The following is a 14,630-nucleotide window of genomic DNA, read 5'->3' on the forward strand; positions in this document are numbered from 1 at the left end:
GGTGGAAACAATGTTGTTTCATGATGAAGAAGCAATGCTCTTCTGTATGCATTGCCAAAAAGAAACACTCCATGACATCCAATACCTGAATGAAGTCATTTCCAGTATTGAATGCGAAGAGTGTCACAATAAAATGAGTATTGATATTGATGCAATGAAAGAGTTCTATCATTATTTATATGAACGTCTGGTTTCCAAACCTGGACGGCTAACAGAGGAAGCTCGTAAAGATTTCAGCCGCTTCTTATCCTCTATGCCGATGCGGCTGCTCAGCAAACCAGTCAGATTCAGCAATGAGTATTCACAGATGAATAAAGAAGTAAAAAAATACGTTTCAAAAACACAACAGGATGATGACACTTATGACTAATTTGAACCGGCTTCTTTTCAGCCAGCCAGTTGCTCTGCTTGATCAGAATATTCTTTCTTCTAGAGATACACTGGTTCCTTTCGCTTTGACAGATACATTAACCGCTTTTGCCGAAAAGCAGCAAAAACCAATTCTACATTTTTGGCAGTTCAGTCAGACCATGATTTTAGGGATGAAGGACACTAGAGTCCCTCATTTTTCCGAGGGAATAGCTGCATTAATGAAGCATAATTATCAACCAGTAATCAGAAATTCCGGCGGTCTGGGCGTTATTGCCGATCAAGGTGTTTTAAATCTCTCTTTGATTCTGCCGAATCCCCCAGAACACAAATTGACCATCGATAGAGCCTATCTCATCATGTCTGACTGGATTGCTTCAGCCTTTCAGACAAAAGAAAAGCGCATTGAAGCGTACGAAATAAGCTCTTCATACTGCCCTGGAACTTTTGATTTAAGTATTGAAGGGAAAAAATTTGCCGGGCTTGCTCAGCGGCGTGTAAAAAACGGTATTGCTGTTATGGCCTACCTAAGTGTTGAAGGAAATCAACTGATGCGTGGTGAAGTCGTTCGTCAATTTTACCAAGCCGCTTTGAAAGATGGTTTTGGACAAAACGGCTATCCGGCTGTTGATCCAACAGTCATGGAAAATCTTGGTACTTTAATTGGGGAGGAATTAACTGTTGCAGAAGTCAAAAACAGACTTTTATTTTCCTTTGAAGAACACTTTGGAAAATCTTTACATGAAGAGCCGCTTGAATCGTGGACGGCACTCGCTGAGTTTTCAGAGGATTATCACAAGCAGCTTGAAAAAATGGTCCAGCGCAATCAACAACTAAAGGAGGAAACGAATGCCTTATTCTTATAAAAATCAATATCTGCCTATTGAAAAGGTCTTTCGAGATCCTGTACATAGCTATATTCATGTACAGCATCAAGTCATATTAGATTTGATTGATTCCAGTGAATTTCAGAGACTGCGCCGCATTAAGCAGCTGGGAACTTCCTCTCTGACCTTCCATGGAGCAGAACACAGCCGTTTCTCTCACTCCTTAGGTGTTTATGAAATTACGCGCCGAATTTGTGATATTTTTCAGCGGAATTACTCTGTTGAACAAATCGGTGAAGATGGCTGGAATGATGAAGAACGTTTGGTTGCCTTATGTGCCGCCTTGCTTCATGATGTAGGACACGGTCCGTATTCCCATACTTTTGAACATATTTTTCAGACGGATCATGAAAAGTTTACAGTTGATATCATTACTTCTCCTGAAACAGAAGTATTTCAGATTTTAAACCGTGTTTCAGCGGATTTTCCAGAAAAGGTGGCTAGCGTCATTACGAAGGAATATCCGAATCCTCAGGTTGTTCAAATGATTTCCAGTCAGATTGATGCTGATCGAATGGACTATCTGCTTCGAGACGCCTATTTTACAGGAACAGAATACGGAACTTTTGATTTAACTCGTATCCTTCGAGTAATTCGTCCCTATAAAGGCGGAATTGCCTATACGATGAACGGCATGCATGCTGTTGAAGATTATATTGTCAGCCGCTATCAAATGTACGTTCAGGTCTATTTCCATCCTGTTTCTAGAGGGATGGAGGTTATACTGGATCATCTGCTGCATCGGGCGAAGGAGCTCTACGAAGAGCAGCCAGAGGACTATCTCTTACATTCCCGCCTGCTTGTTCCTTTTTTCAAAGGTGATTATACCCTGCAGGAATACCTAAAACTGGATGACGGCGTACTAAGTACGTATTTTACTCAGTGGAGCGAGCTGGGGGACTCGGTTTTAACTGATTTAACTAACCGTTTTCTGAAAAGAAAACCGTTGAAATCTGCTACTTTTTCAGCTGGAACAGCTGATCAGACAATTGAACATCTAAAGAACTTGATAGAAAAAGTCGGGTTTAATCCCAAATACTATACAGCTATTAATTCCAGCTATGATTTACCTTATGATTTTTATCGCCCTGAAAAAAACAGTCACCGGACTCAGATAGAAATTATTCAAAAAGACGGCACACTTATCGAACTATCAAAGGTTAGCCAGCTGGTTGCAGCGTTAGCCGGACAAGGTCAAGGGGATCACCGCTTTTATTTCCCTAAAGAAATGCTTCAGCCTGCAAAACAACAGCATCTGGATTTATTTGAAGAGACATACCATGAATTCCAATCCTTTATACACAATGGTGCAATTATTGAAAAGAACTAAATACTCAGGAGGACACTATGACTATTAAACTTGTAGCAATTGACATTGACGGGACACTATTGAACTCTAATCGCGAGATTACTCCTCGTGTAAAAGAAGCAATAAAAAAAGCCAACGATCAGGGTGTTTACATTGTATTATGTACGGGCCGCCCAATTCCTGGAGTGGAAAATTTTTTACAGGAGCTGGATCTTTACAAAGAAAATGATTATGTCATTACGTATAATGGCTCTCTGGTACAAGCGACAAAATCAAAAGAAGTAATCTCGGAATATTCTCTTCCCTACGAAGATTTTCTTGAGATTGAGCTTATGGCGAGAAAACTCAATGTTCATCTTCATATGAGCGATGAGCAGTCCATCTATACCTTTAACCGTGATATTGGAAAATACACGGTACATGAAGCTTATCTAGTCGATATGCCTCTACGCTACCGTTCAGTTGAAGAAATCACACCGGAAATCAAAGCTATAAAGATGATGATGATTGATGAACCTGAAATACTTGATGAAGCAATCAGTAAAATTCCTGAATGCTTTAAAGAAAAATACACAACTGTGAAAAGCACTGAATTCTACTACGAAATTTTAAATAAAGAAGCCAGCAAAGGGAACGCATTGAAAAAATTAGCTGCTCATTTGAATATTCCTATCGAAGAAACTATGGCGATTGGAGATAATGAAAATGATCTTTCCATGATTGAAGCTGCTGGTATTGGTGTGGCCATGGGTAATGCAACTGACTCCGTTAAAGCGGCGGCTCAAGTTGAAACGGCCTCTAATGACGAAGATGGTGTTGCAGAAATTTTATTTAAATACTTGGATTAAGAAAAAGTAGGATTTCCTAAAAAATTTTCATTCTATAAGTCCTTCTTTACTTTTAGAAAACCTTACGAACACAGCTGGTCTTTGTGAGTTTGGGCCAAAAGTGTTTTGCTTCAAGCAATAAGCCGTATTATATTGAAAATGTAGCATTTTCGTATAGTACGGCTTATTTCTGAAGAAGGACCTTTTATTGGGATTTAGACATGTAAAGCGTCTGGAAATTGATTGTTGTCCTATATTCATAACCAATTAAAAAGGCGTATGCACGAACTCCTGTCTATTTGACTAGAATTCAGACATACGCTCAGCTATTTTGCTTGAATCTTATTCTTGGTTTTGCTTTTGCCACTCTTTTACTGCCCATTTGTGGCTTCCGCGTTTTAAAAGCTCCGTGCCTTCTGTAATAGAAACCCAGCGAATCGTATTGCATTTTTCCAGTGGTTCACTCAGCTGCTGCCATTGAGCTGCTACATAAAAATACCCCGGATTATAATAATCTGTACTACGATGGCGGGAATGGAAATACTCATCCGCCTGACCTAAGTACTTTTCGATTTCAACTTTAATCCCTAACTCTTCAAGCATCTCTCGATCAATCGCCTGTTCTTTTGTTTCCCCTTCCTCTATCTCTCCCCCAGGAAGGAAATAAGCCCCGTTCGGCGCCTGAATCAGCACCATTTCTTTTTCTTCATTTCTAGTGACAATAATATAAGCCCCTAATCTTGTTTTATACTCCCGCTGATTTAATTTTTCTCCAAAAGTGGGAATTTTCATAGAAACAACTCCTTTTAATCCCTTTAATTTTACATGAGAAATTTCTAATGAACAAGCAAAAACTTATCATTTTTAGTGGTCTATGCTAGTATTGAAGAGAAGGACTACCTATTTATTCGTTTTATATAGAAAGGATGATTTATCAATGAAAATGGCACATACCTGTGTTCGTGTGAAGGATTTGGATGCTTCACTAGCATTTTATAAAGAAGCTTTTGGCTTTGAAGAAAGCCGCCGACGTGATTTCCCCGAACATAAATTTGCTTTGGTCTACTTAACCTTACCAGGCGATGATTATGAACTTGAGCTAACGTATAACTATGACCACGAAGCTTATGATCTTGGAAACGGCTATGGACATATTGCTATCAGTACAGATGACATTGAAGCACTTCATGAAAAACAAAAAGCTGCTGGCTTTAACGTAACAGATATGAAGGGTTTACCTGGAACACCTCCTTCTTACTTCTTTATTACTGATCCAGATGGATACAAAGTTGAAGTTATCCGTACGAAATATTAAGCCAATTACAGCTATTTTTTGAGTCTATGACAAAAAACTTAATGCCGAGACGTTCGACTTATCTTTGAAAAAACTATTCTTGCTGCTACCTCGCTGCAGTTTAGTACTGGTAAATCCTTTTGTCTCACTATTTTGTTCAGATTAATAGAGAGCCGGCAGAAATAGAAGCCGGTTCTCTATTTCTTTTAGACTAAAAAATAAATAACTGATTGCTGAGTAAAAATAAATCAATGCTGGTTGTTTTTGCCTGTCTTCTTTTATACTTTTTCTGAAACAAATCTCATTGTCCTTGGGATTGAGACGCTTCAATAGCCTTTTCAGAAAAAAATGATAGAATAAGAAATAGAAAGAATAAAGGAGTGATAAGATGACAAAACCAATAATCGGAATTGCTGGAAACCAGCTGATTCATGCTGCTGACGTTTTTCATGGCAATCAGGTATCCTACACCCCACAGGGATTTGTTGCTGGTGTTCAACAAACCGGCGGGTTGCCCTTCGTGTTGCCAATCGGAACACCTGAATCAGCTTCCGCATATATTGAAAAAATCGATAAACTCTTACTAGCTGGCGGTCAAGATGTTTCTCCCGAATTTTACGGTGAAGAACCACATCCCAAGCTTGAGGAAACAAATAAAAATAGAGACAAATTTGAATTAGCACTTATTTCAGAAGCAATAAAGCAGAAAAAGCCCATTTTTACCGTATGCCGAGGAACACAGCTGCTGAATGTTGCTCTGGGCGGAACTTTATATCAAGATCTTTCTCAGTATTCAGACTGGAAAGTTAAACACAGCCAAGAACCAACGGCTCCTGAATTTCCTACACATTCTATTACAACTGAAAAAGGCAGTATATTGAGCCGCTTATTAGGAGAGCATTATCAAGTTAACTCTTATCATCATCAGGCGATTCATACATTGGCTCCTGATTTAACTGTCACCGCCCGAGCTGCTGACGGAATTATTGAAGGTGTGGAAGGAAAACAAGCGGATTCCCGCATACTGGGCGTTCAATGGCATCCTGAATTGATTTTTCATAAAGAACCAAAAGAACTAGGACTTTTCGACTATTTCGTTAATGAACTATAAAATAGTTCTACATTTAATTGCTTTTATAGAATTAAAAAACTGAATGAAACCTTAAAACTTGAAACAAAACCAGCTGTTTTTGTTTTAAGTTTTTTTATTTTTGGAAAAGTCTTTTTTTGATTCCCACTTGTTTTTGACGATTTTATTTTATCAATCAGTTATTTAATTTTTTTGTTTTTAACTATTCAAAAAGATGTCGGCAATTTTTTTTTGCTGACACAACATAGTAAAATAGAGAAAAACAGCTGGCTATGATTCGCCAGCTGTTCTTTAATTAAAAGTTAAAATTATCTGGATCAGCACCTAGTCGTTCATTACTGTTTAATCCGTCAATTTTCTTCATATCTGCTTCACTTAATTCAAAATCAAACACATCAAAGTTTTCTTTGATCCGGTCTTCATGAACAGATTTAGGAATCACAATAATATCACTTTGCAGATGCCAGCGGATAATTACCTGCGCTGCTGTTTTTCCGTATTTTTCTCCAATTTCAATTAAATCAGCATTTTTTAAAATTGTTCCTTGACCCAGAGGAGACCATGCTTCAACAGCAATGCCTTCCTCTTTCAAAAATGCCCGCAAGGGTTCTTGCGTCAAGGTTGGATGCAGTTCAATCTGATCAACCATCGGCTTAACCTTCGCACTAGTCATTAAGTCTTCAATATGGTGCTGATGGAAGTTAGAGACACCGATGGCTTTTGCGCGACCACTGGCATAGATTTCCTCCATTGCCCGCCACGAGTCCTTATATTTATCTTTCACAGGCCAGTGAATTAGATATAAATCCACATAATCCAGACCTAATTTTTTCAAGCTTTCATCAAATGCTTTTAGTGCTGATTCATAGCCTTGATCGGCATTCCACAGCTTGGTTGTAACGAAGATTTCTTCTCTTGGAACACCAGATTGGCGAATCCCTTCTCCTACACCCTCTTCATTTTTATAAACAGCTGCTGTGTCAATCAAGCGATACCCTGCTTTTAATGCCCACTTCACAGAATCAATCACTTGATTTCCATCTTCTACTCGCCAGACACCTAGTCCAAGCCGAGGAATTTTATTGCCGTTTGCCAGTTCTTTGGTTTTTTCAAAAGTCATAATATTAATCCTTCCTTTCTAAAAATCCACTACATACTTATTATACGCTATAAACGGCAAAGTTTGAAAAAATTAGTTTACCTATTTCTTATGTGACTGAAGCTATCTGAAAGCAGCCTTCATTCTACACTTAATTGATTGGGATAAAAATCTTTAGGCACAATATAAGTATGGGTGTCCGCATTTACTTTATCTATTATTCGATAGGAGACTACATTCAAACCGATTACGTTCATTTCAGAAAGCAAGATGCTGCCATTTTCGTAGACATGCTCTACGAAAGCAACGTGCCCATAAACAGCATCTGCCCCAGCAGCTCCTGGTTGAAAGCTGACCACAGTTCCAGCAGCTGGATGAGGGGAAACTTCATAACCTCTTACAGCTCCAGTCTGCCCCCAATCCATGCCGTTTCCCATGTCTACATCCAGATGCCCTCCTAACTGTTTCACCCGATTATAGGCATACTGCGTACAATTACCAAACGCATAGTATTCTGCTCCATCATAGTTTTCACCAAAATACTGTATAAAATCACTGTCCACACTTTCTTCTGATACAATTCTGCCAAAATCTGTTATCACTGATTCCGGTAAATCATAGTTCATTAACTCGTAAGCTTCTATTAGAGCAATTAATTTTTGATCATAGAGAATGTCTGTCGCATAGACTCCTGTTAACGCTTTTGCTGCTTCTTGATAGCTCAGTGCAGAATCTTTCCATGCTTGCTGATAGATAAAAGGGTTCCAGTCAGTCCCCTCTTTTAAAAGTACTGCATAATCCTGAAAAGATTCCTCATAACCTGGATAGCGTTTGAATGCAGCTTCTATCTGATACCAACTGCCATAGCCATCGTCTTCATAGGTAGGAAATGCAACAAAGCTTCCATTGTAAGCTCCCTTCACTCCAAACAAGTTATAATAAGGGCTTTGACTAAGCTGACTATTCCCAGATCCGCTCTCCAAAATTGCCTGTGCAATCATCACTGAACTGTATAATCCATATTCCTGACCTATTTTACGTGCCTGCTCGCCGATTTCTTGAATAAATACTTCAGTTTCATTCGTTCTTTCAATGGTAATTATCTCAGGTAACCATTGATTTTCCTCATAATTTAATATACTGCTTCCCGCTGTTTCATCTTCTGTAGTTTTTGTCTCCTCTTCAATAACTGACGACTCAATTGCTTCTGGCTCTACTGCTACTCCTGACTCTACCCCATCAGAAAATTCATTGGTAGGACTTAAAGATTGCTCTACAATCAGTTCATTCGTAGTATCAGTATAAACGGTTCCACTCTCCCCATTAGAACTTGGGATTTCCATTTCCTTTGAACTCTCTATCCCACTTTCCATACCATGCACAATAGGAACATTTCCTGCCATCCCCATTAAAATTATCAATAGTACCATTAGTTGTTTTTTTATCATTGCTGTTTTCCTCCAATCATTTCGCTACTTTAATTTTTCATACAAAAAAGGCTTCGTCATTAATATACGAAGTCTTTCTGGTTTTTATTTTTTTAGGTGAACGATATTGGGGTTATATTTACAACATTCCCTCTCCTGCTTTCTTAAAAACAACATATACAAATAACTATTTATAATAAAGGCTGATTTCAACACCGCCGCCTTTCATATCAGTATAAGAAGTCACTTCACCCCAGCTTCGTTTGAATATAATGGCTGTAGCAGTCTTCTCATAAGGTTTTCCAAGCTGTTCTTCCAACCAAGTATCATGGCTCAACCGCTTTAACCGATTGCGTTCATTTGACCAGTCAGCATAACTATTTTGAAGATTTTTATCTGCATTAGATAAATTGATTCCTTTGAGCGTATCTTCCTTAAATACAGCAGTAAACCAAAAGAATAATCCTGAAATGAGAACTGGCTGATTCAACATTTTCACACCAGAATAATTATCTTCTCTTAACGGCTCCTTAAACAGCTGGATAAAATGTTGCTCTTCCATAAATGGATAAATCCGTATATCTCCAATCAAAATACTACCATCTTCATTATTCATATTTTTTGCCCCTCTTTGTCCTGAATCAGAAAATATAGATTTAATATCCGTAATATTTAATTTAATTATTTTGCTATATTAATGCTAATCTAGACCGTCTGATTTTTTCCCTTCACTCGCTAGAATGTTTCAAGTAATACTTCAATTTGTTTTTTCTCTATGCCATAGTTCACTGGAAAAACAGCCATGATTTCTTCAAAAAAAGTGAATCCTGCGGTCAAAAGAACGCTTAAAAAAAGCTGTTCCGGTAATACCCACTTGCTTTTTTCTTTTCCTTCTTTAGTAAAAAGAAGCTGCTTTCCAGGTAGCTTTTTAAAGCTGATTCTAATTGGCTGATCCGGAAAATAAGTTTCTGCCTGTCCCTCTTTTAAATATCCTTCTACCATATCGATTAGATAGCACCACAGCTGATCAAGCAAATCCCATTCTTCAAAGGACAATAGCTCTTCATCAAAATACTTCAGGATAATTGCACCCTCTAATGTATTTGTATTTACTTTTGTTTTAATTTTTAGAAGCTTTGCTTGATCTCCAATCGAAATAAAATAATCTTTTTTATTTTTGAAAGAAACAGCCTTTGGATCAAGAAGATAGGAGCCACAGAGAATCCCCGATTGATAAAACTGATTATTTACTACTACCACCACAACACTTTTCCTTCCTCTAAACTTATTTTATAAAAAGCTTTCCAAATAGCTCAAAGCTGCTTCATATTTTTCAAGTCTTTTGAAATCCTCTTCTTTTGGCTGAGGAATCCGGCTGAGATCCATATTTTGTTTTAAATCAGCCATTTTCACTATCCAGGCACTATTATCCATTTTTACAGCAGAAAGATACTCTTCATAAGAAATTGTTTTATCTTTTGTAAGAGTTACAATCGATTGAATGATTCGTTCTGTAAACCCGTTTTCTCTTAAAAACGCCTCCGTTACAAAGGTGTCTTCAATACTATCATGGAGCAATGCAACAATTTTTTGTTCGGTACTTCCTACCATATTGGCTACGGCCAGAGGGTGCTTGATATAAGGCTGACCTCCCTTATCGACTTGCCCCGCATGTGCTTTTGCTGCAAGCTGTTCAGCCAGCCCGTGTAATAACTTTAACCTTTCCCGCTGTTCGCTTAAAAGCTGGAATGCCGCAGTTTCGCTTATTTCCTCATATTCATCAAATAGTTCATCCTCGGGCCATTGGTATCTAATCATAATACCGGTTTTGACCCACTTTTCTAAACCAAAATAATAACGATAAGAATAGGTATTTGTATCTTTGATTACTTCATTAAAATTCAATTTGTCTGTTAATCTGTAATATTTCATTACATCCTCCTTGCTATTTCTTAAAACAAAAGTCAGCACCATAAAGGCTAGTTTAGCTATTTAATGATGCTCTATAGAAATATGAACCTTATCTCCCAACTTAACCTTATGAAAGTCAGCTGATTTATATAAACTAAGTCCTAAATTTACCTGCTCAATTATAGAGGTCGCAATTTCACTTTTTTTTACTTTAAATCTGTATTCATGCCCCTCAGACTGAATAATAATTTCTTTTTCCTCTAGATACAAGCCTTTTAAATTATCAATAGAATAGTCTGAAGCCAATCCGCCAGCAATTCGCTGCTCTCCATCTTTTTCCATCTTAAAACCAACCGACATAATATATTTTAGTATCATTGTGTTTCCTTCCTGATTTGACGATTCACTTATTCATATCAAAAATCATTGCAACTGTTTTCTTATCTTCCTAACTTCAACTTCTGATTTTGGAACTTCTTTTTCATAAAAGTATTTATCGGTTCTTAAAAATCCGTATTCCTCAGCAATATCTGCTAAGCTGGTTCCAATGACATAATTCCCATTTTTTTCATTTGGACGCAAATAAAATTCAAACTCTTTGTACTTCGCCATCAGTTCGATTGAATAGTACTCACTCAATTCACTCTTCTCTATTTTCTTTGTATAAACACCGCTATTATATGTATCTTCAAAGCTATCATCGATTATTCCCTTATTCTCAGTAAGTAGTAACGTATTTCCATCCATGTCTCCAATTATTTCATATTCATTTTCATGATAGATGCCATAATTCCCTGATTTCATCACGTGTTCTCTCCTCGTTCATTTACCAGCTTCTACACAACTAATTACGAATTCTACGTCATTTCTAATAAAGGAACTTCTAAATTATCTGGTGCTGTTTCTATAAAGCCCGCTTCGGTTTCAAATAATTGGCGCTTATATTCCTTTAAAGTCCAATAATTTATTCTACGAAGTATTTCTGCTTGCTGGAATGAGGTTAATTGACAATAATCATCCGTCTTCTTATCTTTTACTGACAATAGTAATATCCAATAAACTTCATCTCTGAAATCTGCAATATTGCATTTAATCACACAGCTAGCGTCTTCATACATCAGATTATCATGTTCTTTTGGCGTAGTTATTATAGAAAAATTTTTGTTAGTCATCATTTCATCACCTTTTTTATAGGGTTCACATATGAATACTTTTCAACAGCCATTTGTCTCATGAAATAATCTCAGTCTTCAATCTGCCATTAAAAATTAAGAGGTAATACTCAGATTATAAGCTACTCTTGATTTAACACTGTAGTTGGTTTCAACTAGTTTATACGGAACAGTTTCTAACATTTCGTTATACACCATCACATCATTTTTTAGTCGCTCTATTTCTTTATCATCTATATCTAAGATAATCTGATTAATTAACAGTAGTCTTTCATGGATAAAATCAGCAAGTTCACTTCGCTGTAAGCTCTCTATACCTATTCGAATAAAATAAGAATATTGAATAAAAGGATTCCTATTTATTCTTCTATAGTCTTCTTCAATTATCTCCAGAACTGCTTGCAGCACTGTCATTCCATCACTATCTATATACTCTTCAAAATCAAACTGCACAGCTTCCCTAATTTTTTCATAGTCTAAGTCTACATAGTCCTTCATTTTATCCCCTATTCTTCTTTTCTTCATCGAATTAAAGTTTTAAAGCAGATGCTTTAAGTTCAATAAATAATTGATTCTTTCACTATCTCCAGCGTTGATTATTTTATAATTTTTTGCCTTTTCATATCTTTTGTATATCTCTATATCCTCTTTTAACAATTTAATTTCTTTATCTCTAATAACCAGTGCTCGTACTTTTACGTTCGAAAGCCGCTTGTGTAAAAAATCAGCAATCTCTTTTCTTTGTAAACTCTCAATACCTAGACGAATAAAATAAGAATACCGTATGAATTGATTTTTATTAACATTTCGCCAAAACTCTTCAATTACATTTGCAGTTGCCTGATCTACTGAATAACCATGCTCATCAATATATTCTTCAAAGCTAAGCCGGACATCTTCTTTGATAATCTCATATGTTATTTTTTCCACCTGAAATCTCCTATACTTCCTTTGTTCATTTTCCACACTATTGATTTAAGATATACTGTAATCTAGACTTTCCCTCATCACTTATCTTATAACATTCATAGTCCTTTTCTTTCTGTAATTGTTTATATTCTTTGAAATCATTTTTTAGTTTTTCTATTTCTGCGTGTTTTATTTTAGAAATTTTCTTTTCAGCTTTACATAGCTGCTCATATAAAAAATCTATTAAATATCCTCTGTTCATACCTTCAATTGCTAAACGAATAAAATAAGTGTACCTTATAAACAAACTCTGATTGATTATTCTATAATCTTCTTCAATTATCCTGCTAGTTGCTCCCGCTACTGTTAAGCCCTCTTCGCCAATCTAATCCTCAAAATCAATTTGAATACCCTCATTTATGAACTTATATGTTATTTTTTCATCCATAATCATTCTCCTACCCCAACTAAAAATTCTTTTAATCAATAAAATATTCGATTGATTTATCCTTTTCCAAAATATTATTTTAAATATATCTTCTTTTCATTTTTAAGTTATCATTCACATAAAAATCTATTAACACTATCTGTTATAACATTTTGACTATTATTATTCTCTGCCATCAACATCTTTTATTCTTATCTGTAAGAGTTCTGATAATCTAATTCAACTGTCTAGACAATTAAAAAACACCACAACTATTGTAGTGTTCTCATTTGTTGAAGCCTTTTAGAATCAATTTTCTTTTAACTTTTCAGATAAAAAAACAAGCATATAACTAACGCAATAACTACAACAATAAAATTAATTATCTGCCATTTTGTTTTCCAAACATAGTCTGGCGGCGTATGTTTATATGTAGGATTGATGGATTTCGTTTGATACTCCAAACTACTGCCAAAAAATACATCGGAAGGAATCATAAAAATTACCATAATTCCATAAATTATTGTGATAGTTAAGAAGAAAGGTGTCTTGAGCCATAAGTGTACTATAAAGCCAAGACTTATTGGTATTACAACATGAAGAAGACAAACAAATAAATTTTTCTTTGATGACTCAGCCAACATTCTAATCAGCCTTTCTATACATTAAAATTTTTTTTTATCAGATACTTTTTTACAGCCTCAATTTTCACTTCACTCTTCAAAACTTCTTTTTCGTAAAAATATTTATCTGTTCTTAAAAACTGATTTTTTGCTGCTATAGCAGCACTATCCGTTCCTAAAATAATATTGTTCCTATTCATACTATCCCTTACCCAGTATTTTTCTCCGTGGTATTCGGCGAGATATTCCACAGTATAAAATTCTTCTAATTCCTCCCATTTAACTATTTTAATATATATGATTGGCAGTTCCCCTACATTCAAATAATTATCTGGATAAATCTTTTTTTTAAATCCTAATGCCTCATCTCGTTTGTCATAAGAAACTAGCCTTACCTGGTTTTCATCCCATTGGCTAGCAAAATATTCTTTTTCATTATAGGTTGCGTATGAACCATTTCGCATAACAGTATTCCTTCTCTTCCATAATTTTGCTAAAATGATGACTATTTTAAAACTATCTTATCCTATTCTATTTCTAATAAAAGTGTTTCTAAATCATATGGTGGTTCCTCGATAAAACCTAGTTCATCGACATATACTTGTTTGTTTGACTTTTTCATTGACAGATAATTGATTCTTCGATAAACCTCTTCTTTTTGTTTTACTGTTAATCCTATTTTTTCTCCGTCTTTTTCAGCTTTTAATAGGATAGTCCAATAAACATTATCACGAAAATCTGCGACATTACAGTATACTTCACACGATAAATCTTTATAAATCAGATTACTTTTTTCAGAAGAGTTAATTACTATAGTAAATCTTTCTTTGCCTCTCATTTTATCATCTCCTTGTATTAACGACAGTTACGCTTGAATTAATCTTGAAGTATACAAGTTTTGCTAAAATAATTACTATTTACTCAAAAGGTAAATTACTCATTTTTATGTTAGCAAGCAATCTTCATAATCTATTGTTATATTTAAAGAACGATTGGAGGTATTTCAATTCATTCTCCAAATACTTTTTTAGCCAGCTCAGCTTTTTTCAAAAACACGCCTTCAGCCTCCTCAGCTGAACTATAATCATTCGAACTAGTTATTGCTGCTCTTTCTCCTGACACATAGACTGTCCATTTCTCTAGCTCCCTATTGTAAATAATCCCAACCTCATATTCTCTAGGGAGTCTGTCTTCATACAATTTAACCCTATTTGTACCTCTTTTTGATGAATATTTTAGCAATTCGTTTTTCTTCATTTATTCACCTAATCATCTTTAAAAATATA

20 protein-coding genes are annotated in these 14,630 nt (G+C 35.7%); 6 read left to right on the forward strand and 14 right to left on the reverse strand.

Annotation, left to right across the window (positions count from 1 at the left end; genetic code table 11):
- Positions 1 to 10: 10 nt before the first annotated feature.
- From ACYSNQ_RS05065 to yidA, 4 genes are read left to right on the forward strand one after another with little or no spacing between them, the layout of a single operon-like run.
- A complete protein-coding gene (locus tag ACYSNQ_RS05065) occupies positions 11 to 370 on the forward strand; it encodes a hypothetical protein (RefSeq protein ID WP_426081737.1) in 360 nt (119 codons plus the stop codon).
- Positions 363 to 1,235 carry a lipoate--protein ligase family protein gene (locus tag ACYSNQ_RS05070; protein WP_426081738.1) on the forward strand — a complete coding sequence of 291 codons (873 nt, stop codon included), beginning with the start codon at positions 363 to 365 and terminating at the stop codon, positions 1,233 to 1,235. Before ACYSNQ_RS05065 ends, ACYSNQ_RS05070 begins: the two co-directional genes overlap by 8 nt.
- Positions 1,219 to 2,586, forward strand: a complete 1,368-nt coding sequence (locus ACYSNQ_RS05075; RefSeq protein WP_426081739.1) for an HD domain-containing protein — start codon at positions 1,219 to 1,221, stop codon at positions 2,584 to 2,586. Before ACYSNQ_RS05070 ends, ACYSNQ_RS05075 begins: the two co-directional genes overlap by 17 nt.
- 17 nt (positions 2,587 to 2,603) lie before the next feature.
- Positions 2,604 to 3,413: a sugar-phosphatase gene (yidA, locus tag ACYSNQ_RS05080; RefSeq protein WP_426081740.1), complete on the forward strand. Its 810-nt coding sequence runs from the start codon at positions 2,604 to 2,606 to the stop codon at positions 3,411 to 3,413.
- A gap of 321 nt (positions 3,414 to 3,734) precedes the next feature.
- On the opposite strand, the gene ACYSNQ_RS05085 is transcribed toward yidA, so the two are convergent.
- Complete coding sequence (locus ACYSNQ_RS05085) at positions 3,735 to 4,184, reverse strand: NUDIX hydrolase (protein WP_426081741.1); 450 nt, start codon at positions 4,182 to 4,184, stop codon at positions 3,735 to 3,737.
- A gap of 145 nt (positions 4,185 to 4,329) precedes the next feature.
- On the opposite strand from ACYSNQ_RS05085, the gene gloA reads away from it, so the two are divergent.
- Entirely contained in the window at positions 4,330 to 4,707 is a 378-nt protein-coding gene (gene gloA / locus ACYSNQ_RS05090; RefSeq protein ID WP_426081742.1) for a lactoylglutathione lyase, read from the forward strand.
- 367 nt (positions 4,708 to 5,074) lie between these two features.
- Positions 5,075 to 5,797, forward strand: coding sequence for a gamma-glutamyl-gamma-aminobutyrate hydrolase family protein (locus ACYSNQ_RS05095; RefSeq protein WP_426081743.1), 723 nt, complete (start codon positions 5,075 to 5,077; stop codon positions 5,795 to 5,797).
- A gap of 274 nt (positions 5,798 to 6,071) precedes the next feature.
- Here ACYSNQ_RS05095 and ACYSNQ_RS05100 read toward each other — a convergent pair whose 3' ends face one another.
- The 13 genes from ACYSNQ_RS05100 to ACYSNQ_RS05160 all read right to left on the reverse strand — a co-directional run bounded on the left by ACYSNQ_RS05100 (position 6,072) and on the right by ACYSNQ_RS05160 (position 14,601).
- On the reverse strand, positions 6,072 to 6,896 hold the full coding sequence (locus ACYSNQ_RS05100; RefSeq protein WP_426081744.1) for an aldo/keto reductase: 825 nt from the start codon (positions 6,894 to 6,896) through the stop codon (positions 6,072 to 6,074).
- 119 nt (positions 6,897 to 7,015) lie between these two features.
- Positions 7,016 to 8,323, reverse strand: coding sequence for a glucosaminidase domain-containing protein (locus tag ACYSNQ_RS05105; protein WP_426081746.1), 1,308 nt, complete (start codon positions 8,321 to 8,323; stop codon positions 7,016 to 7,018).
- A 166-nt stretch (positions 8,324 to 8,489) separates the two neighbouring features.
- On the reverse strand, positions 8,490 to 8,918 hold the full coding sequence (locus ACYSNQ_RS05110; protein WP_426081747.1) for a hypothetical protein: 429 nt from the start codon (positions 8,916 to 8,918) through the stop codon (positions 8,490 to 8,492).
- A gap of 119 nt (positions 8,919 to 9,037) precedes the next feature.
- The gene (locus ACYSNQ_RS05115; protein WP_426081748.1) at positions 9,038 to 9,565 is read right to left on the reverse strand and encodes a hypothetical protein; all 528 of its coding nucleotides are present in this window, start codon (positions 9,563 to 9,565) and stop codon (positions 9,038 to 9,040) included.
- 27 nt (positions 9,566 to 9,592) lie between these two features.
- On the reverse strand, positions 9,593 to 10,234 hold the full coding sequence (locus tag ACYSNQ_RS05120; protein ID WP_426081750.1) for an HD domain-containing protein: 642 nt from the start codon (positions 10,232 to 10,234) through the stop codon (positions 9,593 to 9,595).
- Between the two features lie 60 nt (positions 10,235 to 10,294).
- Entirely contained in the window at positions 10,295 to 10,591 is a 297-nt protein-coding gene (locus ACYSNQ_RS05125) for a hypothetical protein (protein WP_426081751.1), read from the reverse strand.
- 45 nt (positions 10,592 to 10,636) lie between these two features.
- A complete protein-coding gene (locus ACYSNQ_RS05130) occupies positions 10,637 to 11,017 on the reverse strand; it encodes a hypothetical protein (protein ID WP_426081752.1) in 381 nt (126 codons plus the stop codon).
- A gap of 53 nt (positions 11,018 to 11,070) precedes the next feature.
- Positions 11,071 to 11,388, reverse strand: coding sequence for a hypothetical protein (locus tag ACYSNQ_RS05135; protein WP_426081753.1), 318 nt, complete (start codon positions 11,386 to 11,388; stop codon positions 11,071 to 11,073).
- A 93-nt stretch (positions 11,389 to 11,481) separates the two neighbouring features.
- The gene (locus tag ACYSNQ_RS05140) at positions 11,482 to 11,883 is read right to left on the reverse strand and encodes a hypothetical protein (RefSeq protein WP_426081755.1); all 402 of its coding nucleotides are present in this window, start codon (positions 11,881 to 11,883) and stop codon (positions 11,482 to 11,484) included.
- 39 nt (positions 11,884 to 11,922) lie between these two features.
- On the reverse strand, positions 11,923 to 12,315 hold the full coding sequence (locus ACYSNQ_RS05145) for a hypothetical protein (protein WP_426081756.1): 393 nt from the start codon (positions 12,313 to 12,315) through the stop codon (positions 11,923 to 11,925).
- A gap of 1,064 nt (positions 12,316 to 13,379) precedes the next feature.
- Positions 13,380 to 13,808 carry a hypothetical protein gene (locus ACYSNQ_RS05150; RefSeq protein WP_426081757.1) on the reverse strand — a complete coding sequence of 143 codons (429 nt, stop codon included), beginning with the start codon at positions 13,806 to 13,808 and terminating at the stop codon, positions 13,380 to 13,382.
- A 62-nt stretch (positions 13,809 to 13,870) separates the two neighbouring features.
- Entirely contained in the window at positions 13,871 to 14,182 is a 312-nt protein-coding gene (locus tag ACYSNQ_RS05155) for a hypothetical protein (RefSeq protein WP_426081758.1), read from the reverse strand.
- A 170-nt stretch (positions 14,183 to 14,352) separates the two neighbouring features.
- Complete coding sequence (locus tag ACYSNQ_RS05160; protein WP_426081759.1) at positions 14,353 to 14,601, reverse strand: Imm59 family immunity protein; 249 nt, start codon at positions 14,599 to 14,601, stop codon at positions 14,353 to 14,355.
- Between the last annotated feature and the right edge of the window lie 29 nt (positions 14,602 to 14,630).

The organism is Enterococcus sp. LJL51 (genome assembly GCF_054871795.1).

Excerpts from the sequence above, each read along its gene's own strand:
- ACYSNQ_RS05130 (WP_426081752.1), bottom strand. The coding sequence starts at position 11,017 with ATGAAATCAGGGAATTATGGCATCTATCATGAAAATGAATATGAAATA.
- ACYSNQ_RS05125 (WP_426081751.1), bottom strand. The coding sequence starts at position 10,591 with ATGATACTAAAATATATTATGTCGGTTGGTTTTAAGATGGAAAAAGAT.
- ACYSNQ_RS05120 (WP_426081750.1), bottom strand. The coding sequence starts at position 10,234 with ATGAAATATTACAGATTAACAGACAAATTGAATTTTAATGAAGTAATC.
- ACYSNQ_RS05140 (WP_426081755.1), bottom strand. The coding sequence starts at position 11,883 with ATGAAGGACTATGTAGACTTAGACTATGAAAAAATTAGGGAAGCTGTG.
- ACYSNQ_RS05100 (WP_426081744.1), bottom strand. The coding sequence starts at position 6,896 with ATGACTTTTGAAAAAACCAAAGAACTGGCAAACGGCAATAAAATTCCT.
- yidA (WP_426081740.1), top strand. The coding sequence starts at position 2,604 with ATGACTATTAAACTTGTAGCAATTGACATTGACGGGACACTATTGAAC.
- gloA (WP_426081742.1), top strand. The coding sequence starts at position 4,330 with ATGAAAATGGCACATACCTGTGTTCGTGTGAAGGATTTGGATGCTTCA.
- ACYSNQ_RS05160 (WP_426081759.1), bottom strand. The coding sequence starts at position 14,601 with ATGAAGAAAAACGAATTGCTAAAATATTCATCAAAAAGAGGTACAAAT.
- ACYSNQ_RS05110 (WP_426081747.1), bottom strand. The coding sequence starts at position 8,918 with ATGAATAATGAAGATGGTAGTATTTTGATTGGAGATATACGGATTTAT.
- ACYSNQ_RS05105 (WP_426081746.1), bottom strand. The coding sequence starts at position 8,323 with ATGATAAAAAAACAACTAATGGTACTATTGATAATTTTAATGGGGATG.
- ACYSNQ_RS05155 (WP_426081758.1), bottom strand. The coding sequence starts at position 14,182 with ATGAGAGGCAAAGAAAGATTTACTATAGTAATTAACTCTTCTGAAAAA.
- ACYSNQ_RS05135 (WP_426081753.1), bottom strand. The coding sequence starts at position 11,388 with ATGATGACTAACAAAAATTTTTCTATAATAACTACGCCAAAAGAACAT.
- ACYSNQ_RS05150 (WP_426081757.1), bottom strand. The coding sequence starts at position 13,808 with ATGCGAAATGGTTCATACGCAACCTATAATGAAAAAGAATATTTTGCT.
- ACYSNQ_RS05075 (WP_426081739.1), top strand. The coding sequence starts at position 1,219 with ATGCCTTATTCTTATAAAAATCAATATCTGCCTATTGAAAAGGTCTTT.
- ACYSNQ_RS05070 (WP_426081738.1), top strand. The coding sequence starts at position 363 with ATGACTAATTTGAACCGGCTTCTTTTCAGCCAGCCAGTTGCTCTGCTT.
- ACYSNQ_RS05095 (WP_426081743.1), top strand. The coding sequence starts at position 5,075 with ATGACAAAACCAATAATCGGAATTGCTGGAAACCAGCTGATTCATGCT.
- ACYSNQ_RS05085 (WP_426081741.1), bottom strand. The coding sequence starts at position 4,184 with ATGAAAATTCCCACTTTTGGAGAAAAATTAAATCAGCGGGAGTATAAA.
- ACYSNQ_RS05065 (WP_426081737.1), top strand. The coding sequence starts at position 11 with ATGTTGTTTCATGATGAAGAAGCAATGCTCTTCTGTATGCATTGCCAA.